Here is an 18,736-nt window from a genome sequence, read left to right on the forward strand (position 1 = left end):
CATTTCTGCATCAGCTCTCGGCTGCGGCCTGAACTATGCAGTGCGAGAGTTTCTCGAAATGCTTGTGGGCATCGGCACTGAGTTCGATCTGCTTGCGTCTGGCATCCTCGGTATCGGCCAGCAGAATCCAGCCTTTTTGGCGCATGGACTTCAGACGGGTGTGAATCGTGGCCGGAGACCCCAGTTCACGCTGGGCCATCAGGTCTCTGACGCAAAGACGCTCCTGACGCGTGCCGGCATTGGCAATTTGCTCCAGCAGGCGCTCCTCCAGTGGATCCAGCGCGGGCAGCATGGGCAGATTGCGGATGGTCGCTGCCAGGTGCAGAAAGCGTAGATAGATATCGGCAGACAGGGACTTAGGCATGAGAAGGCAAAAACAGACGACGTGCCGCTAACGAAGAGCGAATAAACGGCACTCATAATACTGCGCAGACAGTGAACAAGCTCGGCGGTAGCGCATGAAGAACATTTGGACGCAATTTTCGGTGGCGGTTATCACGGCTTTGCTGTTCCTGGCAATGCTGGCTCTGAATCAGTGGATTTTCTCCGAACTGGAATTTGTCAGAGGCGTCAACTGGATTTACCTGCCTGCCGGTGCTCGTCTGCTTTGTACCCTCCTTTTTGCGGAGGCGGGCGTGGTCGGGCTTTTCGTCGTGTCATGGCTGGTCTGCAACTTTTACTTTTTCCCGGATGACTGGTTGCGGGCATTTGCGGGCGGCATCATGGCCACGCTTGCCCCCTATGGCACTTATTGCGCAGCTCGCAAATGGATGGGGCTCGGGCGATCTCTCAGTGATCTCACGCCGCGTCGCCTGCTGTGGCTCAGTGTCATTTACGGACTGAGCAATGCCTTGCTGCACCAGGCCTGGTCCGTCGTCAGAGGGGAAGGCTTTCAGCTGGACCAGCTTCTGGTGATGATTCTGGGCGATTTCAGCGGCACTTTGATCGTCCTGTATGTATTCAAGGCCTTGCTTATGCTGCCGATCAAAACGGACCGGTACCTGCTCAAGTAAGACCGTTTTCCGTCCCGGCGTTCGATTTGACCGCTTTCGCCGCCAGCCATGACTGATGGCAAGTCATACTAGGGGGCTTGATCTAGAAAATCCAATATCAGTTGTCAGTGTCATGAGTTCTGCATCCTCACCCACCTCCGGCATGAGTCGTCCGGACTGGCTCAGCGCCATCATCGTCATCGTGGTCTGGGGTCTTAATTTCGTGGTCATGAAGTGGGGGCTGGCCAAGCTCTCGCCCCTGCTGCTGTGCGCGCTGCGCTTTGCCGCGGCATCGCTGCCGTTTCTGCTGTTCGTGCGCCCGCCCAAAAATCTTTCCTGGGGCTTGCTGGCCGCCTACGGGCTGGTGCAGGGGGTTGGGCAATTCGGCCTGCTGTTCACCGGCATGAAGCTGGGCATGCCTGCCGGCATGGCATCCGTGGTGCTTCAGACCCAGGCCTTCATTACCATGCTGCTGGCGGCTGCGTTTTTGCACGAGAAACCGCAGCGCTGGCAATGGATGGGCTTGCTCATCGCTCTTGCAGGGCTGCTGCTGATCGGTGCAGCCCATGGTGAGGGGACATCGGATATGACGCTGATCGGTTTTGTGCTGACCGTGGGCGCCGCAGCCATGTGGGCCGGCTCGAACCTGCTGACGCGGATGGCGGCCAGGCAAGGCTCGTATGAGCCGGTGTCCTTCATCGTCTGGACCAGCGTCTTCCCCATGCTGCCCCTGCTGTTGCTGTCCCTGTGGGTGGATGGCGTGGATTCGGTGACTTCGCAGCTGCAGTCCATAGGCTGGAGCGAGCTTGGAGTGATTGCCTATCTGGCCTTTTTGTCCACCTTGCTGGGCTATGGCCTGTGGACGCGGTTGCTGCAGCGCTATGCGGCCAGCACCGTGGCCCCTTTGTCGCTGCTGGTGCCGGTGATCGGTCTGCTGTCGGCCATGCTGCTGCTGGGGGAAGCCCCCAACGGCCTGCAATGGCTGGGTACGCTGGGTGTTCTGCTGGGCATGGTGGTCAACCAGTTTGGCGGCAAATGGCGGCGCTGAGACACTGGCTGGCTGATAGCAGGGCACATCCGCTGCACTGCTGCGGCGGCCTGTGACTGCCCGTCAGAGCGCTTTGCCACTGCAGCTCAGGCTCGCAAGTCATAGCTGTTGTCGATCAAAGTTTTTTTGATCACTCGGCCTGAATCACGAATATTGAACCCCGTTTTCGTCATTATTATTGCCATCATCCATATAAAAGCATGACTTTCCTATTCCGGATTCGAGCCGGCCTGGGATGCGAATATGCAAAGGAATAATGATGCGTGAGGGAGATATTGGCGCGATGCCTCCTGAGCTGCAGCTGGCCCAGCTGCAGGCCTTGGACAGGGTCATGGCCATGGCTGAATTTGGCCTGGATGGGTCGTTGCACCGTGCCAATGACAACTATCTGCAGCTCATGGGGTTTACGCGTGAGCAGTCTCTGGGGCGCCCGCATCGCAGCTTTTGCTCTGCGCGTCTGGCCGACAGTGCCAGGTATCGGGAAATCTGGACGCATCTGTGTGCAGGCAATGCCTACTCCGGCGTGGTGGAGCGACTACGCAGCGATGGCAGCAGTTGCTGGCTGGAAGCTACCTATTCACCGGTGATGGATGCCCAGGGGCGGGTGATGCATATCCTGAAGATCGCTACCGACGTCACGCAGCGGCGAGCCCGGGAGCAGGCGCAGCAGGAGCACCTGCATCGCTTGTCCCTGGTGGCCGATGCCTCCGACACGGCAGTGGTCATCAGTGATGGAAGCTCGCGCATCGTGCATGTCAACGGCGGCTTTACGCGCATGTTCGGCTGGCGCACCGAGGAGGTCGCGGGGCACATGCCGATTACCTTGCTGGCTCCTCAGGCGTCCGAGGCCTTTGTGGACCAATATCGCTCGGAATTGCGCGCCGGCCAGCCTGTGGGGCGTGAGGAGATCGTGGTCGGCAAACATGGGCAGCGCTACTGGGCCAAGGTCATCAGCAACCCCATTCTCGACGCGGACGGGCGCTGGCAATACACGGTGTCGATGCTGACCGATATCACGCGTTCCAAGATGCATGAGGCCTTGCAGCACCGCGTGCTGGAGGCCATGGCGCGCGAGCGGCCGCTGGTGGAAGTGCTGGAGATGGTGTGTCTGGAGGTCGAGAGGATTGCTCCGGAGGTGACGGCATCGATTCTCGAGGTGGATGCCCAGGGGCTGCTCCATCCGCTGGCCGGACCAAGCCTGCCGCATTCTTATTCAGCGCTGCTGGACGGGGTGGCCATAGGGCCGAATGTGGGCTCCTGCGGAACGGCGGCCTGGCGCAACGCGCCGGTGCTGGTGGACGATATTGCAGATGATCCGCTGTGGACGGATTTCAAGCACCTGATCCTGCCGCTGGGGTTCAGAGCCTGCTGGTCCACTCCCATTTGCAACAGCGGCGGCAAGCCGATCGGCACTTTCGCGTTCTATTACCGGGAGCGGCTGAGCGGGGGTGCCTCGACTTTTCACCAGCAACTGGTGGATGCCTGCATCCATCTGTGCGCCCTGGCGCTGGAGCGCGAGCTGTCGCGTGCGCGCATTCGTCAGCTGGCCTTCTACGACGGCCTGACCGGATTGCCCAATCGAAGTCTGCTGCAGGCCAAGGCCGATCAGGCGATTGCGTCAGCTGCCGGCAATGACGAACAGCTGGCGGTGCTGTTCATCGACCTGGACCGGTTCAAGCAGGTCAATGACTCTCTGGGTCATCCTGTGGGGGATGAATTGCTGCGCAATGTCGCGACGCGATTGCAGTGCGTGCTGCGCAGCTGCGATATTGCCGGGCGTTTGTCGGGCGACGAGTTTGTTGCCGTGCTGCCGCAATGCGATGCGGAGCATGTTGCCAATACCATCGAACGCCTGCAGGAGCTGCTGGCAGAGCCCCTGAATATTGCCGACACCTCGCTGTCCATATCCGCCAGCGTGGGCATTGCAATGTTTCCCATGGACGGCAGGGATATGGAGACCCTGGTGCACCGTGCCGACATGGCCATGTACCAGGCCAAGAGCAAGGGGCGCGGCCGTTTCTGTTTCTTCAGCAGCGAAATGAACCGCTTGGCCCAGGAGCGTCTGGCACTGGAGACTGCCCTGCGCAAGGCGCTCAAAAGCGGTGGCCTGCGCCTGCACTATCAGCCTCAGATCGAAATGGCCACCGGCCGTCTGTATGGCGTGGAGGCCCTGGCGCGCTGGACCCATGCAGAGCTTGGCGAGATTTCGCCCGCCCGCTTTATCCCGCTGGCCGAAGAGTGCGGGCTGATCGCCGATCTTGGAAACTGGGCACTGGAAGAGGCCTGTCGCCAGCTGTCGCAGTGGCGGGCCAAGGGAATGGAAGTCCCCGCAGTGTCGGTCAATCTGTCGCCATCGAGCTTTCACAATCTGGATTTGCCACGGATGATCGCCGATACGCTGGACCGCAACGACCTGGCGCCGCAGGACCTGACCCTGGAGCTGACGGAAAGCATTTTGCTGGACACCAACCCCAGCACCATGAAGACCATCAACGAGGTGCATGCACATGGCGTGCGCCTGTCCATGGATGATTTCGGCACCGGCTACTCCAGCCTCAGTTATCTGCGCCGCCTGCCGGTCAGTGAGCTCAAGCTCGATCGCAGCTTCGTGGCCGATCTTGAGCACGACGAGGCGGCTCGGGCGTTGAGCAGTGCCATTTTGGGCATTGGCAAGAGTCTGCACCTGACCGTGGTGGCGGAAGGAGTGGAGACGCCAACGCAGAGCGTGATGCTTTGCGAGCAGGGCTACCCGGTGGCACAAGGCTTTCTGTTCGCCCGGCCGCTGGCTCCAAAAGAGTTTGAGCACTGGCTGGCTGCCAACCCGGCTTCCCCGGTGCCGACCGTGCAAGGCGCCGTCGCCGCATGAACTTGCGGTGCCGAGGTTCGGCGCAGATCGCTCCGGCAGCAATGACGTGATGCGCAGACGTGGCTGAGAGGCCGCGCGTATTGTGGCGCGGCCGAGGCTTTGGCGGCATTGCGGCATGGCCATCAGGCTATGCGGGCATGGTTGCAGCTTCAACGTTGTGCCTCAAGACTTCAGTAGGCGGCTCCTGGCAGTGCCGGGGCCGCCACCGTGGAGCCGGCAAACTGGCTGCGCAGCTTGCGCGCGGCATTCACGAACATCAGCACATCCACCCCCACGGCCACAAAGCTGCAGCCGAGTTGCAGGTAGCGCTGTGCCAGCGCGGGGTCCGAGGTCAGCGTACCTGCCGCCTTGCCACTGGCAACGATGGTTCGCATCGCTGCCTCGATGGCGGCCTGCACTTCGGGGTGGCCGGGGTTGCCGCGATGGCCCATGGAGGCCGCCAGGTCGGCCGGGCCTATGAAGACGCCGTGCACGCCGTCCACGGCGCAGATGGCTTCGAGATTTTTCAGGGCCGTGGTGGTCTCGGCCTGCACCAGCAGGCAGACCTCGTCGTCGGCAACATTCAGATAGTCGGCGCGGCTGCTCCACTGAGAGGCACGTCCCACGGCACTGCCGACGCCGCGCACGCCCAGGGGCGGGTATTGCGTGGCGGCCGCGATGGCCTGGGCCTGGTCTGCCGTGTCCACCATGGGCACGAGCAGCGTCTTGACGCCTATGTCCAGCATTTGCTTGATCAGGGCCGTGCTGCCTTCCACGACTCGCACCACCGGCTGAGCCGGGTGCGAGGCCACGGCCTGCAGGGCTGCCAGGGTGCTGCGCAGATCGTTGGGCGCATGCTCGCCGTCGATCAGCAGCCAGTCATAGCCCGTGGTGGCGGCCGCTTCGGCCAGGTAGGGATCGGCCATGGATAGCCACAGCCCGATCTGGGGCAGGCGTGCGGCGATGGCGGTCTTGAAGGGATTCAGTGCGGGCATGGGGTGTACGCTTTCATAGGGGGGTTAGGGCGTGGCGCCTGTAACTGGCGCGGCCCAGGCCAGAGACGCCAAGCAAGGGCCTGGGCTGGCCGCGCTGCCCCGCAGCGAGGGCGTCGTCCCCCTCCCGCGCAGCGAGAGAGGGCGCCGTGCCACGGGGGAAGCGGCGGGGCCGCCCCGGCAAAGCCGCTCAGGGGGGAGCTGTCAGTCCAACCCACCCTGGCAGACGTATTTGATGTGCAGGTAATCGTCGAGCCCGTGGGTCGAGCCTTCGCGGCCGTAGCCCGACTCCTTGACACCGCCAAAGGGCGCGGCCTCGGCGGCCAGAGCGCCTTCGTTGATGCCCACGATGCCCGACTCCAGCGCATCGGCGACACGCCAAATGCGGCGTATGTCCTGGCTGTAGAAATAGGCGGCCAGACCGAACGGCGTGTCGTTGGCGGCGGCGATGACCTCGGCCTCGTCGTCGAACATGGTCAGCGGAGCCACGGGGCCGAAGGTTTCCTCGCAGGCGCAGGCCATGGAGGCCGTGGCGCCCGAGAGCACGGTGGGGGCGTAGTAGGTGGGGCCCAGATCCGTCAGGCGCCTGCCGCCGGTGAGCACCTTGGCGCCCTTGGCCACCGCGTCCTCCACATGTCGGGCGATCTTCTCGACCGCGCGGTCATTGATCATGGGGCCGATCTGTGAGGACGGGTCGCAGGCCGGACCCACGTGCAAGGCTGCCACGCGGGCGCTGAGCTGCTGGGCAAAGGCCTCGTACACCGAGCGGTGCACAAAGACGCGATTGGGGCAGACGCAGGTCTGGCCGCCGTTGCGGAACTTGGCGGCCATGAAGCCGTCCACGGCGGCTGCCACATCGGCATCCTCGAAGACGATGAAGGGCGCATTGCCGCCCAGCTCCAGCGAGAGCTTTTTGAGCGTGTCGGCGCTGCGGCGCGCCAGGTGCTTGCCAACGGGCGTGGAGCCGGTGAAGGTGATCTTGCGCACGCGGCTGTCATCCAGCCATTGATCGACCACCTCGGGCGTGCGCTCGCGCGAGGCCGTGACGATGTTGAGCACCCCGGCCGGCACCCCGGCTTCGTGCGCCAGCAGCACCAGGGCCAGTGAAGTCAGCGGCGTGTCCTCGGCCGGCTTGCAGACCACGGTGCAGCCCGCGGCCAGGGCGGGCGCGATCTTGCGCGCGATCATAGCGGCCGGGAAGTTCCAGGGCGTGATGGCGGCGACCACACCCACGGGCTCGCGCAGGGCGAACATGCGCCGGCCCGCCACGGGCGCGGGAATGACTTCGCCGTTCATGCGCGTGGCGGCCTCGCCAAACCATTCGATGTAGCTGGCGGCATAGGCCACTTCGCCCTTGCCTTCGGCCAGCGGCTTGCCCTGCTCCAGCGAGATCAGCGTGCCCAGATCGTCCTGATGGGCCAGCACCAGGTCGTTCCAGCGCTTGATGATGGCGGCGCGCTGCTTGGCCGGCAGCTTGCGCCAGGCAGGCAGGGCCGCCTGGGCAGCGTCCACGGCGGCGCGCGCATCAGCCGCACCTGAATCGGGAACGCTGGTGATGGTGTTGCCGGTGGCCGGATCGGTCACGGCAAAGCTGGCGCCGCTGGCAGCGGGCGTCCAGGCGCCGGCGATGAAGTTGGCGCTGCGCTGCAGTTCGGTGCGTTGCAGCCTGAGTGGCGTGGCGTTCATGGTGAAAATCGCAGAAAGTGAAGATCGGATAAGGGCGCAAAGCTCTGGAGGATGTGTTTTCCTCAGCTAACGATGCCTAGATGCCAAGGCACGAATTCATGGTCGCCCAGACCCAGGGCTTCGCTCTTGGTTGGTTCGCCGCTGGCATGGTGCAGGATCTGCTCGAAGATCTGCTGGCCCAGCTCGGGCACGGTCAGCTCTCCGTCGACGACCACGCCGCAGTTGATGTCCATGTCTTCCTGCAGGCGCTGGTACATGGGCGTGTTGCTGGCCAGCTTGATGGTGGGTGCGGGCTTGCTGCCGAACATGGAGCCGCGACCCGTAGTGAAGCAGATGAGCTGGGCGCCGCTGGCGATCTGGCCCGTAGAGGCCACGGGGTCGTAGCCCGGCGAGTCCATGAAGACGAAGCCGTGCTCGGTGATGGGCTCGGCGTATTCATAGACGGCGCGCAGCGGTGTGGTGCCACCCTTCATGGCGCTGCCCAGGGATTTTTCAAAGATGTTGGCCAGGCCGCCAGCCTGGTTGCCATGGCCGACCACGCCGTTGAACTGGGCGTTCTGGCCGGCTGCGTAGCGTTCCCACCAGGCCAGGCGGTCCAGAAGCTTCTGGCCGACTTCGGGACTGATGGCGCGGCGCGTGAGCATGAACTCCACGCCGTGGATCTCGGGCGTCTCGGACAGAATGGCCGTGCCGCCGTGGCGCACCAGAATGTCCATGGCCGCGCCCAGGCCGGGGTTGGCCGTGATGCCCGAAAACCCATCCGAGCCGCCGCATTCCAGGCCGATCTTGAGGTGGGCGGCGCTGACGGTGCTGCGCTGCGCCTGGTTGGCGATGGGCAGCATTTCTTCGATGGCGGCAATACCTGCTTCGATGGTGGCGCGCGTGCCACCCACTTCCTGCATCACCAGGGTGCGCAGCAACTGACCTTCCTTGAGGCCTTGCGAATCCACCAATGCATCGACCTGGTTGCGCTCGCAGCCCAGACCCACGATGAGCACGCCCGCCAGATTGGGGTGGCGCGCATAGCCGGCCAGAGTACGGCGCAGCACGTCGAAGTGCTCACTGGGTGAGGACATGCCGCAGCCGCTGCTCTGGGCAAAGGCGGCCACGCCATCCACATTGGGAAAGGCTGCCAGCCGCTCGGGCGTGAAGTGCGCGGCGATGCGCTTGATCACGGTGGCCGAGCAGTTGACCGAGGACAGGATGCCGATGAAGTTGCGCGTGCCCACGCCGCCGCCCGCTCGCACAAACCCCTGGAAAGTGGCGCGCTCTTCCTCGGGGACGTAGTCCACGGGCCGTACGTCGGCACCGAACGACGGGTCGCGGTAGTAGTCCACCAGCTTGAGGTTGTGGCTGTGCACATAGTCGCCTGGCTCCAGATCGCGGGTGGCGACGCCGATCACCGTGTCGTACTTCTTGACCTGCTCGCCTTCGGCGATGCGGCGCGCCGCGATCTTGTGGCCGGCCGGCACCTGGGCGCGCGTGCGCACTCCCAGCTCGGGAATGTCCTGGCCCAGGGCCAGGGCGGTCTTGGCCACCAGCACGTTGTCGTTGGGGTGCAGGTGCAGCAGGGAAGAAGAGGAGGAGAGCATCTTGGAGTCCGGGGATGGCGGGCCTGAGGCGGTTGGGTCGCGGTGAGGACGCGGTTGGGACGCGGCGCGTCAGCGCATCAGCTCGCGCAGTTTGAGTTTGTCGATGAGCACGGTTTCCTTCTGGTAGACCGTGTTCACATATTTGGCGTAGTCAGGGCCGTCCAGGTAGAGCAAGGGCGCGTCCAGCCGGTCGGCCACGGACTTGAACTCGGGGCTGGCCACGGCCTGGCGGAAGGCATCGCGCAGCTTGGCTTCGACGGCGGGCGGCAGGCCCTTGGGCGCGCCGATGCCGTTGGGCGCATCGACGACCACGTTGTAGCCCAGGTCCTTGAGCGTGGGCACGTCCTTGAAGCGTGGCGTGCGCTGCTCGCCCCAGGTGGCCAGCAGGCGCAGCTTGCCGGCCTCCACATGCGGAGCCCAGGAGCTGGAGTCGGCCAGTGCGTCCACATGGCCGCCCAGCACGCCTTGCAGTGCCTCGGCGCCGCCCTTGTAGGGAATGTGGCTGAGCTGTATGCCCGCTGCGGCCGCAAATTCCTCCATGCCCACATGCGTGGCGCCGCCCACGCCGGCGTGGGCGTAGGTGATGCTGCCAGGCTTGGCCTTGGCGGCGGCGACGAAGTCCTGCAGGGTCTTGAAGCGCGAGTTGGCCGGCACGGCAATACCGAAGGTCTGGCCCGAAGTACGCGCGATATAGGTGTAGTCCTTGCGCGGATCGGCCTGCAGCGTGCCCAGCTGGGAAAAGCGCGTGACCGAGATGGGGATCTGGCCGATGGTGTAGCCGTCGGGCTTGGCCGAGGCCAGGGCCTTGGAGCCGATCATGCCGGAGGCTCCGGCGCGGTTTTCCACCGCAATCGCCTGGCCCAGGATGCGGCTGGCCACGGTGCACAGCGCGCGCATCGACTGGTCGGCCGTGCCGCCTGCAGGCCAGGGGCAGATGAAGGTGATGGGGCGCTCGGGCCAGGTCTGGGCCAGCAGGCGGGTGGAAGTTCCGAGCGTGGCTGCGCCGAGGGCGCCGAGCACAAAGCTGCGCCGGCTGCTGCGTGGGGGGATCATCGCTTGTCTCCTGTCGTTATTTGAACTGCCAGCCCCGATTGTTCAAAACTGCTCCATGACAATCCAATGAAAAGATAGACTCTCTTCATAACTATTAGGTAATGAAGCCCCATGAGCAAGATCGATCGTGTGCTGCGCTCCAACCTCAAGCTGCGCCATTTGCAGCTGCTGGTGGCGCTGGACCAGTTCCGTCACCTGGGCCGTGCGGCCGAGTTTCTGGCAGTGACCCAGCCCGCTGTCTCCAAGACTCTGGCCGAGGTCGAACGCATGCTCGGCATGGCGCTGTTCGAGCGCTCCACGCGCGGGACCGAGCCCACGGCAGCCGGTGTCAGCATGGTGCGGTTTGCGCGCTCGGTGCTGGCCGGTTTCGAGCGCACGCGCGACGAGATGGCAGCCGAGGCCAGCGGTGCCCGTGGGCGCACCAGCGTGGGCGCCATGGTGGTGGCCACGCCCGTGTTGCTGGCGCGCGCGGTGGAGCGGTTAAAAGCGCGTTCGGACCAGACCACGGTGATGGTGGAGGAGGGGGATCTGGCACGCCTGCTGCCCAAGCTGCGCCTGGGCGAGCTGGATCTGTTCGTCGGACGGCTGGAGCCCGGCTATGCCGCGCCCGATCTGGAGACCGAGGCGCTGTATGACGATCCCATGGTGGCCGTGGTGCGGCCCGGTCATGCACTGCTGGCGCCGGGCGCGGCCAGCTGGCAGGCCCTGGCGGGCCAGCCCTGCGTCCTGCCGCCGCCCTGGGCCTCGCTGCGCGTGAAGCTGGAGCAGCAGTTCTATGCCCACGGCCTGCACCCGCCGGTCGACATCGTGGAGACTGCGTCCTTTCTCTCGCAGCTGACCTTTGTGCACCAGCGCGGCGCCGTGGCCTTCATGGCGCGTGGTGTGGCCCGCTGTCATGCCGCCCTGGGTACGCTGGCCATGCTGGATCTCGCCGTGCCCATCGATCTGCCGCCCGTGGGGCTGATCACCTTGCGTGGCCAGCCGCTGACGCCGACCACGGGCTTGCTGCTCCAATGCCTGCGCGAGGTTGCGGGGGAGCTGGGCTGAGCCTGATATAGGGCGGGCCGGCCCTCTGGGGCCGCTCTGTGCTGGCGTGCTACCGTGGTGCAATCCTTGTCCCATGTCTTGAGCCCTGTGCCTTGTACCTTATGCTTTGTGCCGGACATGATTCCAGGTCCAACCATGGAGACCCATCTATGACTGCCTTGCCATCCACGCCAGCACCTCCGGTCGAGCCTGTCAGCGGCCCCGAGGCTTCGGCTCTGATCGATGCCAGGATTGCCAGCCTGGATGACTGGCGCGGCGCCACGCTGGCCCGCGTGCGCGCGCTGATCCGCGAGGCTTTGCCTGCCGTGGAGGAGGAGCTGAAATGGCGCGGTACGCCAGTTTGGTCGCAGGACGGCATTCTGTGCACGGGCGAGACCTACAAGGCCGTGGTCAAGCTGACCTTTGCGCATGGCGCGGCCCTGGCCGATCCGGCCGGCCTTTTCAATGCCAGTCTTGAAGGCGCCACGCGCCGGGCCATAGACCTGCATGTGGGCGATGCGCTCGACGGCGCAGCGTTTCAGGCGCTGGTGCAGGCCGCCGCACAGCGCAATGCCCAGGCCCGGGCGGCCAGAAAACCGGCTTCGCAAGCCAAAGCCAGACCGCGGTCTGAAGCCTAGGTCGCCGCAGCAGGTGGCCCTGGGCGTGCAGGCGTGTAAAAGCACCCCAGTGCGGGTCCTGCCTGCACGGGGTGCTTCTCATCTTGAATCAGGCTGGCTGTAGCCAGCCTGGAGCCATCAGGCGTTGGCGATGGCCGCCGCGATGGCTTTGCCCACCTCGGTGGTGTCGGCCTTGCCGCCCAGATCGGGCGTCAGCGGGCCGGCCTTGATCGTGTGCTCGATGGCGGCCACGATGGTGTCGTGGGCCTGGCGCCAGGCTCCTTCGCTGCGGCCCAGGAAGTCCAGCATCAGCGCGCCCGACCAGACCATGGCGATGGGGTTGGCGATGTTCTTGCCGTAGATGTCGGGCGCCGAGCCGTGCACGGGCTCGAACAGCGAGGGGAAGCTGCGGTCGGGGTTGAGGTTGGCCGATGGTGCCAGGCCGATGGTGCCCGTGGTGGCAGGGCCCAGGTCGGACAGGATGTCGCCAAACAGATTGGTGGCGGCCACCACGTCGAAGCGGCCGGGCTGCAGCACGAAGCGCGCGGTCAGGATGTCGATGTGCTGCTTGTCCAGCGTGACTTCGGGGTAGTCCTTGGCCACATCGTCGGCGCGCTTGTCCCACCAGGGCATGCTGATGGCGATGCCGTTGCTCTTGGTGGCCAGGGTCACGTGCTTCCTGGCGCGGCTCTGGGCCAGATCGAAGGCGTACTTGAGCAGGCGGTCGGCTCCATGCTTGCTATAGACCGATTCCTGGATGCAGATCTCGCGGTCCGTACCTTCAAACATGATGCCGCCCAGGGCGGTGTACTCGCCCTCGGTGTTCTCGCGCACCACGTAGTAGTCGATGTCACCGGGCTTGCGGCCGGCCAGGGGGCAGGGCACGCCTTCGAACAGGCGCACCGGGCGCAGATTGATGTACTGGTCGAATTCGCGGCGGAACTTGAGGAGAGACCCCCACAGCGAGACATGGTCGGGCACGGTGGCGGGCCAGCCCACGGCGCCGAAGAAGATGGCATCCATGCCCGAGAGCTGGGCCTTCCAGTCGTCGGGCATCATCTGGCCGTGTTCGGCGTAGTAGTCGCAGTGGGCCCAGTCGAAATGGTGGAACTCCAGCGGCAGGTCGAAGCGCCTGGCTGCGGCTTCCAGTGCGCGCAGGCCTTCGGGCATGACTTCCTTGCCGATGCCGTCGCCGGCGATGACTGCAATCTTTTTGGGAGTGGACATGGTGCTCTCTCGTGAATGTGTTGGGTGGCGAGGCAGCGGCTCAGCCTGTGCCTGGTGGTATTTTTGCACCTTGCATAAATGAATACAATTGACTGATCGTGGCCTGATTGTTTACAGATCGTGCATAAAATGCCTTCGCCCGAAGACCTGCGTGTCTTCACCACCGTGGTGCGCAAAGCCAGCTTTGCCGAAGCTGCGGCCGCGCACAATGCTTCGCCGGCCTTTGTCAGCAAGCGCATCCGCCTGCTGGAGCAGGAGCTGGGCGTGAAGCTGCTGCATCGCACCACACGGCGGGTCGCTGTCACCGAGCAGGGCGAGCGCGTCTACCACTGGGCGCAGCGCATTCTGGACGAGGTCGAGCATCTGCTGCAGGAAGTCGATGTGACGCGTCGCCAGCCGCGCGGCCTGCTGCGGGTGTCCACCAGCTTCGGCTTTGGCCGCAATGTGGTGGCGCCCGCGCTGTCGCAGCTGATTGCGCAATACCCGGCGCTGCAGCTGCGCCTGGAGGTGTTTGACCGCATCGTCGATGTCGCGGCCGAGGGCTTCGATCTCGATGTGCGCGTGGGCGACGAGATCGCGCCGCACCTGATTGCGCGACATCTGGCCGACAACCACCGCGTGCTGTGCGCGGCCCCGGCCTATGTGCAGCGGCGTGGCAGTCCGCGCACGCTCGACGAGCTGGCTGGGCATGACTGCCTGGTCATCAAGGAGCGCGACCATCCCTTCGGTGTCTGGAAACTGCGCTCGGGCAATCAGGAGCGCAGCGTGAAAGTGACCGGGCCGCTGTCCACCAATCATGGCGAGATGGCCGTGCAATGGGCGCGCGATGGCCATGGCATCGTGCTGCGCTCGCTCTGGGATGTGGCGGCCGATCTGCAGGCCGGCAGTCTGCTGCAGTTGCTGCCTGAGTGGCAGCAGCAGGCGAATATCTGGGCCGTCTATCCGACGCGGCTGGAGCGCTCGGCCAAGGTGCGGGTCTGCGTCGAGTTCCTGCAGGAGTTCTTCAGCAAACAGGCTCCCACGGGATTTCGAAATGCTATCAAAAAAGAAGCTGCTATCGAATGATGTACATGAATTTCAGAGTCTTTTGAATCTGAAAGATATGCACAGCAAGCGCAAGCAGCTTCTGTTTTTGAGCCTGATGCCGCATGGCGGCTCAGGCCGGTGGCCAATTACTTTGTCAGCGCGGCCTTCACGGCAGCGGACACCAGGCCCATATCGGCCTTGCCGGCCAGCTGGGTCTTGACGGCGCCCATCACCTTGCCCATGTCGCCGGGGCCGGAGGCGCCCAGCTCGGCCACGATGGCCTGCACGGCAGCGGTGATCTCGGCTTCGCCCATGCGTTCGGGCAGATAGACCTTGAGCACTTCCATTTCGGCCTTTTCCACATCGGCCAGATCGCTGCGATTGGCGGCTTCGAAGGCGGCGATGGAGTCCTTGCGCTGCTTGATCAGCTTGTCGACGATGGCGATGACGGCTGCGTCGTCGAGCTCGATGCGCTCGTCCACTTCCTTTTGCTTCATCGCGGCCTGCAGCAGGCGGATGGTGCCCAGGCGTGCACTGTCCTTGGCACGCATGGCGGTCTTCATGTCTTCGGTAATCTGGGCTTTCAGGCTCATGGCTTTCTCCTTGGGGTGGGCGAATGGTGGTGCGCCGTGTGAACGGCGTTGACTATCCATGCGCTGGGAGGTCACTGCGTGGCCGGGCAGGCCTGGCAGTGGCCAGAAAACAAAAAACCCGCGCCTGGCGTCCCGAGCGCGGGTTTGCGGCTGTTTTAAGGCCGACTGGTCCTAATCAACGATTAGTACAGCTTCTTAGGCAGTTGCATGCTGCGAACGCGCTTGTAGTGACGCTTCACGGCAGCGGCCTTCTTGCGCTTGCGCTCGGCTGTGGGCTTTTCGTAGAACTCGCGAGCACGCAGATCGGTCAGCAGACCCAGCTTTTCGATGGTGCGCTTGAAGCGGCGCAGGGCAACTTCATAGGGCTCGTTTTCTTTGACGCGGATGGTAGTCATTTAATTTCCAGATATATCTGTGCTGACAGAGGGTTCTCGGGAAGATCGGGCCTGAGAGCCGTGTACAGCGGTTTCCCCGCCACTTTTTAACTAGTATGGCCGACGGGGTAATGCCAGCAAAGTCGAGCATTATAGACCAAGACTTGGGCTGCGTCTCGAATGGGGCGTGAGGCAATGCGGCGTAAGCCGCGCGTGCATGGTTTTGCGGCTGCAGGCAGGGCGTTGTCGCAGACCTGATCCAAGCACCGCCATTGTGCCTTTTGGCCTATCGGCGCGTTCAAGTCGCGTGTATTGCAGAGCAAGGCCGGATGCGCAATGCATGAGCACGGTGCTTGCCAGGCGCCAGGACGGCCAAGCTCGGTGCAGGGGTTTCTTGGGAGTATTGTGTGCACGAAAATTGCATACAGTTTGGGGGCTTTATTTCGTGACCGAGGTCAAGGAGTAAGCGGGTTTCGTGCCTGTGCGCGCCGTGTTTTTCTGTGTTCAAGGAGCTTCCATCTTGTCCAGCGCTTCTCATCGCTCATTTATTTCGCGTCGTCAATGGATGGCTTCGGCCGTCGCCGTGCCGGGCTTGCTGGTATTGACGGCATGTGCCGGCAGAGCCGGAGTTTCCGGGCCTGCCGCGTCCGGCGGTTCCCTGGTGGTGGGCGGTCTGTTTGCGGGCTCGCGCAGCGACAAGGGTTTCATGGAGGCCGGCTGGCGCGGTCTGGAAAAAGCGCGCCAGGAGCTGGGTGTGCAGACCCGTTTTCTCGACGGCATGGCGCCCAGGAAGGAGCTGCTGGTACCGGCTCTCGCGCAGCTCGCGGAGCAGGGGGCGCAACTGGTGATTGCCCATGGCGGGCAGAACAATCAGGCCGCAGCCGAAGTCGCGGCGCGCTTTCCCAGGACCCAGTTTGTCGTGACCCAGGGCGCGGTGCAGGGGAGCAATCTCTGCAGCTATGACGTGCTGCAGGAGGAGTCGGCCTATCTGGCCGGCGTGCTGGCGGCCCTGACCACCAAAACCGGTGTGGTCGGCCATATGTCGGGCATTCGCGTGCCCCCGGGGCTCAAGGGGCGCGCAGCCTATGCGGCCGGCGTGCGCGATACCGACCCCAGGGTCAAGCTGTTGACGAATTTCTCGGGCGATCAGGACGACAACGCCTTGTCGCACCGCATCGCCAGGGCCCAGATGGCTGCCGGTGCCGATGTGATCTTCACCATGCTCAATTCCGGCCGCGATGGCGTGACCCAGGCCTGTCGCGAGGCGGGCACGCGCCAGATCGGCAATGTGATCGACTGGACCACGGTGGACCCGCAGGTGTTCGTTGCTTCCGCCTGGGCCGATGTGGGCATTGGCGCGTTTTTGGCCGTCAAGGACATGCAGCAGCGCGGCGCGCCCGGCCCGGGCATTCGCAAGATCGGCCTGAGCGATCCGGCCGCCGTACGTCTGACCATGGGCCAGGGCGTGGCCGCCGCTGTGCGCGAGCGCGTGGCCAAGGCGTCGGCTGCCATCGCCTCGGGGCAGCTCAAGGTCCCCGAACACTATGAAGGCAAGGAGTTTTCCGCCTGATCGGATGATGAGTCTGGGGGCAGCCGCAAAAAAGGATGGTTGAACCATCCTTTTTTCATGGCGGCTGCCGATTCGGTCCCAGTCGTTCAAGCCATGACGGGTTGCTTTTCCGCCATGGCCTGGGCGCAGGCTGCGGCACTGGCCCAGGCCCACTGGAAGTTGTAGCCGCCCAGCCAGCCGGTGATGTCCACCACCTCGCCGATAAAGTACAGGCCCGGCCGGCTCTTGCACTCCATGGTTTGCTGGGACAGCACCTTGGTGTCCACGCCGCCCAAGGTGACCTCGGCTTTTTTGTAGCCTTCGGTGCCCGTGGGGGTGATCTCCCAGCGCGACAGCTGTTCGGCCAGTCTGGCCAGGGCCTTGTCGCCGGCCTCGTTGATGGGGCGCTGCAGCTCGGGCATGCGGCTGACCCAGGCATCGGCCAGGCGCGCGGGCAGGTGGGCGGCCAGCTCGTTGGCCACCAGCTTGCGCGAGTGGAGCTTGGCCTGGGCCAGCACCTCGGCCAGATCCACGCCAGGCAGCAGATTGATCTGAAGCGGGGTGCCGGGCTTCCAGTAGCTGGAGATCTGCAACACGGCGGGACCCGAGAGGCCGCGGTGGGTAAACAGCAAATCCTCGTGGAAGCTCATGCGCTCCTTTTTGCTGCCGGTGCTGATTTCCACGGGCAGGGCCAGACCGGCCAGGCCCGCGTAGGGCTGCCAGCCTTCGCCGTCGAAGGTCATGGGCACCAGGCCGGGCGTGCGCTCGATCAGCGGCAGATCGAACTGCTGGGCCAGCCGGTAGCCGAAGTCGGTGGCGCCAATCTTGGGAATGCTCAGACCGCCGGTGGCAATGACCAGATTGGCGGCCTGCACCAGGCCGCGATCGGTTTCAATTTGATAGCTGCAATCGCTTTCTGTGTCTGAGTTTGACGGCGAAAGCACGACTTTCTTGACCTGGCAAGGCTGCCAGCGCTGCACGCCGCCCGCTGTGCACTCGGCCAGCAGCATGGCGATGATGTCCTCGGCCGAATGGTCGGCAAACAGCTGGCCCTTGTGCTTTTCGTGGTGGGCAATGCCGTGTCTGTCCATCAGCGTGATGAAGTCGGCAGGCGTGAAGCGCGACAGGGCCGAGCGGCAGAACTGAGGGTTCTGCCCCACAAAATGCTTGTGCGGCGCACGCACGTCCAGATCGCGGTTGGTGAAGTTGCAGCGCCCGCCGCCCGAGATGCGGATCTTCTCGGCCACCTTGGGCGCATGATCGATCAGCAGCACTTTCAGGCCCTGCTGGCCGGCCTGGGCCGCGCAGAACAGGCCGGCGGCACCGGCGCCGATGATGATGGCGTCAAAAATCTGGAAGGGGACCTGTGAAGAGGAGGACACGGCGGGCAGGGCGATGGAGCAAGAACAAGGCCGCGATTGTCCCAGATGCCTCAGATTTTGGGCTCATCCACTACAAAGCCCCAGAAACCGTCGTCGCAGTGAATGCAGCAGGCCGTAAAGTGATTCAGGTCACTGGCGTGAAACCAGATCAGGCCCAGCGTGGAGTCGCACAGTGCGTCGGCCTGATCTGCGAGGCTGAGTGCCGCAATATGCTCCAGCTCCATATCGCCGAAGAACTCCTGCAGATCGCTGGCGCCCAGAAAAAGGTCGTGGTCCAGACTGCCGATCTTTCCTTTGTGCCGGCCGTGCAGAACTTCCACAAATGGGTTGCCACCCTGGTCGTGGCCAATGGCTACGAACCAGCGGGCCAGCAGAAATTCGGACTGCACGGTTTTCAGGTCTTCCTGATGCTGTTGCGCGCCAAAGCTGAAGAGGTCGGCAAAGTTGGCGTGGCTTTCGCTGGCAATCTCGGTGCTGTGCTGAAGATAGCTGGCGTGGTCTGAGGCCTGCTCCAGCGCATACATGGAAAAGCCGTTCTGTGTGATCAGAAACTGCGCATAAGCATCTGAGAAGCCAATGTGCGCCTGCAGCGCTGCTACTTCCTGTGTGCTGGCAGCGGGCTGGCCGAAGGGGTTGGGAAACAGAACTTGCAAGACGCACTCCTGAGGCTTACAGCATGGTGTAAGTCGATACTTGTTTATACCTGCAGCCCGTTGTCCCATTGGGGTATGCGC

The 18,736-nt window shown here is 63.9% G+C and carries 17 protein-coding genes; 7 read left to right on the forward strand and 10 right to left on the reverse strand.

The genetic code is table 11. The annotated features are described in order from the left end of the window. Nucleotides 1–10 precede the first annotated feature (10 nt). Nucleotides 11–364 (reverse strand): hypothetical protein, encoded by a 354-nt coding sequence (locus tag CTATCC11996_RS18300; protein ID WP_003078963.1) that lies wholly within the window; start codon nucleotides 362–364, stop codon nucleotides 11–13. Between the two features lie 94 nt (nucleotides 365–458). On the opposite strand from CTATCC11996_RS18300, the gene CTATCC11996_RS18305 reads away from it, so the two are divergent. From CTATCC11996_RS18305 to CTATCC11996_RS18315, 3 genes are all read left to right on the forward strand, one after another. Then, entirely contained in the window at nucleotides 459–1,013 is a 555-nt protein-coding gene (locus CTATCC11996_RS18305; RefSeq protein WP_003078965.1) for a hypothetical protein, read from the forward strand. Between the two features lie 142 nt (nucleotides 1,014–1,155). Beyond that, entirely contained in the window at nucleotides 1,156–2,040 is an 885-nt protein-coding gene (locus CTATCC11996_RS18310) for an O-acetylserine/cysteine exporter (RefSeq protein WP_003078968.1), read from the forward strand. Between the two features lie 259 nt (nucleotides 2,041–2,299). Next, complete coding sequence (locus tag CTATCC11996_RS18315; RefSeq protein ID WP_003078971.1) at nucleotides 2,300–4,906, forward strand: sensor domain-containing protein; 2,607 nt, start codon at nucleotides 2,300–2,302, stop codon at nucleotides 4,904–4,906. Between the two features lie 170 nt (nucleotides 4,907–5,076). Here the strand turns inward: CTATCC11996_RS18315 and CTATCC11996_RS18320 are convergent, their stop codons facing one another. From CTATCC11996_RS18320 to CTATCC11996_RS18335, 4 genes are all read right to left on the reverse strand, one after another. Next, nucleotides 5,077–5,880: an aldolase/citrate lyase family protein gene (locus CTATCC11996_RS18320; RefSeq protein WP_003078975.1), complete on the reverse strand. Its 804-nt coding sequence runs from the start codon at nucleotides 5,878–5,880 to the stop codon at nucleotides 5,077–5,079. A gap of 201 nt (nucleotides 5,881–6,081) precedes the next feature. Continuing rightward, on the reverse strand, nucleotides 6,082–7,563 hold the full coding sequence (locus tag CTATCC11996_RS18325) for an NAD-dependent succinate-semialdehyde dehydrogenase (RefSeq protein ID WP_003078977.1): 1,482 nt from the start codon (nucleotides 7,561–7,563) through the stop codon (nucleotides 6,082–6,084). Between the two features lie 62 nt (nucleotides 7,564–7,625). Then, entirely contained in the window at nucleotides 7,626–9,155 is a 1,530-nt protein-coding gene (locus CTATCC11996_RS18330) for a UxaA family hydrolase (protein ID WP_003078980.1), read from the reverse strand. Nucleotides 9,156–9,224: 69 nt separating this feature from the next. After that, nucleotides 9,225–10,208, reverse strand: coding sequence for a Bug family tripartite tricarboxylate transporter substrate binding protein (locus tag CTATCC11996_RS18335; RefSeq protein WP_003078984.1), 984 nt, complete (start codon nucleotides 10,206–10,208; stop codon nucleotides 9,225–9,227). Between the two features lie 111 nt (nucleotides 10,209–10,319). Here CTATCC11996_RS18335 and CTATCC11996_RS18340 point away from each other — a divergent pair, with 111 nt between their 5' ends. Beyond that, on the forward strand, nucleotides 10,320–11,255 hold the full coding sequence (locus tag CTATCC11996_RS18340; RefSeq protein ID WP_003078988.1) for a LysR substrate-binding domain-containing protein: 936 nt from the start codon (nucleotides 10,320–10,322) through the stop codon (nucleotides 11,253–11,255). 149 nt (nucleotides 11,256–11,404) lie between these two features. Next, a complete protein-coding gene (locus CTATCC11996_RS18345; RefSeq protein ID WP_003078992.1) occupies nucleotides 11,405–11,872 on the forward strand; it encodes a DUF1801 domain-containing protein in 468 nt (155 codons plus the stop codon). Nucleotides 11,873–11,989: 117 nt separating this feature from the next. Here the strand turns inward: CTATCC11996_RS18345 and CTATCC11996_RS18350 are convergent, their stop codons facing one another. Further along, complete coding sequence (locus CTATCC11996_RS18350) at nucleotides 11,990–13,078, reverse strand: tartrate dehydrogenase (RefSeq protein WP_003078994.1); 1,089 nt, start codon at nucleotides 13,076–13,078, stop codon at nucleotides 11,990–11,992. Between the two features lie 129 nt (nucleotides 13,079–13,207). Between CTATCC11996_RS18350 and CTATCC11996_RS18355 the strand changes: the two genes are divergently transcribed. Then, on the forward strand, nucleotides 13,208–14,143 hold the full coding sequence (locus CTATCC11996_RS18355; RefSeq protein ID WP_003078997.1) for a LysR substrate-binding domain-containing protein: 936 nt from the start codon (nucleotides 13,208–13,210) through the stop codon (nucleotides 14,141–14,143). Between the two features lie 107 nt (nucleotides 14,144–14,250). Here the strand turns inward: CTATCC11996_RS18355 and CTATCC11996_RS18360 are convergent, their stop codons facing one another. Continuing rightward, nucleotides 14,251–14,697, reverse strand: coding sequence for a GatB/YqeY domain-containing protein (locus tag CTATCC11996_RS18360; protein WP_003079000.1), 447 nt, complete (start codon nucleotides 14,695–14,697; stop codon nucleotides 14,251–14,253). A gap of 182 nt (nucleotides 14,698–14,879) precedes the next feature. Continuing rightward, nucleotides 14,880–15,092 carry a 30S ribosomal protein S21 gene (gene rpsU / locus CTATCC11996_RS18365; RefSeq protein ID WP_003052999.1) on the reverse strand — a complete coding sequence of 71 codons (213 nt, stop codon included), beginning with the start codon at nucleotides 15,090–15,092 and terminating at the stop codon, nucleotides 14,880–14,882. Between the two features lie 499 nt (nucleotides 15,093–15,591). Between rpsU and CTATCC11996_RS18370 the strand changes: the two genes are divergently transcribed. Beyond that, a complete protein-coding gene (locus CTATCC11996_RS18370) occupies nucleotides 15,592–16,641 on the forward strand; it encodes a BMP family protein (RefSeq protein WP_003079003.1) in 1,050 nt (349 codons plus the stop codon). 86 nt (nucleotides 16,642–16,727) lie between these two features. On the opposite strand, the gene CTATCC11996_RS18375 is transcribed toward CTATCC11996_RS18370, so the two are convergent. Then, on the reverse strand, nucleotides 16,728–18,002 hold the full coding sequence (locus CTATCC11996_RS18375) for a BaiN/RdsA family NAD(P)/FAD-dependent oxidoreductase (protein ID WP_034349579.1): 1,275 nt from the start codon (nucleotides 18,000–18,002) through the stop codon (nucleotides 16,728–16,730). A 50-nt stretch (nucleotides 18,003–18,052) separates the two neighbouring features. After that, nucleotides 18,053–18,655, reverse strand: a complete 603-nt coding sequence (locus CTATCC11996_RS18380) for an SMI1/KNR4 family protein (protein ID WP_003079010.1) — start codon at nucleotides 18,653–18,655, stop codon at nucleotides 18,053–18,055. Nucleotides 18,656–18,736: the final 81 nt, after the last annotated feature.

This window comes from Comamonas testosteroni ATCC 11996 (assembly GCF_000241525.1).
GTDB lineage: Bacteria > Pseudomonadota > Gammaproteobacteria > Burkholderiales > Burkholderiaceae_C > Comamonas > Comamonas testosteroni.

Bases quoted from the DNA above. Each gene is read 5' to 3' on its own strand.
- CTATCC11996_RS18330 (WP_003078980.1), bottom strand. From the start codon at position 9,155: ATGCTCTCCTCCTCTTCTTCCCTGCTGCACCTGCACCCCAACGACAAC.
- CTATCC11996_RS18345 (WP_003078992.1), top strand. From the start codon at position 11,405: ATGACTGCCTTGCCATCCACGCCAGCACCTCCGGTCGAGCCTGTCAGC.
- CTATCC11996_RS18320 (WP_003078975.1), bottom strand. From the start codon at position 5,880: ATGCCCGCACTGAATCCCTTCAAGACCGCCATCGCCGCACGCCTGCCC.
- CTATCC11996_RS18300 (WP_003078963.1), bottom strand. From the start codon at position 364: ATGCCTAAGTCCCTGTCTGCCGATATCTATCTACGCTTTCTGCACCTG.
- CTATCC11996_RS18335 (WP_003078984.1), bottom strand. From the start codon at position 10,208: ATGATCCCCCCACGCAGCAGCCGGCGCAGCTTTGTGCTCGGCGCCCTC.
- CTATCC11996_RS18310 (WP_003078968.1), top strand. From the start codon at position 1,156: ATGAGTCGTCCGGACTGGCTCAGCGCCATCATCGTCATCGTGGTCTGG.
- CTATCC11996_RS18305 (WP_003078965.1), top strand. From the start codon at position 459: ATGAAGAACATTTGGACGCAATTTTCGGTGGCGGTTATCACGGCTTTG.
- CTATCC11996_RS18325 (WP_003078977.1), bottom strand. From the start codon at position 7,563: ATGAACGCCACGCCACTCAGGCTGCAACGCACCGAACTGCAGCGCAGC.
- CTATCC11996_RS18360 (WP_003079000.1), bottom strand. From the start codon at position 14,697: ATGAGCCTGAAAGCCCAGATTACCGAAGACATGAAGACCGCCATGCGT.
- CTATCC11996_RS18350 (WP_003078994.1), bottom strand. From the start codon at position 13,078: ATGTCCACTCCCAAAAAGATTGCAGTCATCGCCGGCGACGGCATCGGC.
- CTATCC11996_RS18355 (WP_003078997.1), top strand. From the start codon at position 13,208: ATGCCTTCGCCCGAAGACCTGCGTGTCTTCACCACCGTGGTGCGCAAA.
- CTATCC11996_RS18340 (WP_003078988.1), top strand. From the start codon at position 10,320: ATGAGCAAGATCGATCGTGTGCTGCGCTCCAACCTCAAGCTGCGCCAT.
- rpsU (WP_003052999.1), bottom strand. From the start codon at position 15,092: ATGACTACCATCCGCGTCAAAGAAAACGAGCCCTATGAAGTTGCCCTG.
- CTATCC11996_RS18315 (WP_003078971.1), top strand. From the start codon at position 2,300: ATGCGTGAGGGAGATATTGGCGCGATGCCTCCTGAGCTGCAGCTGGCC.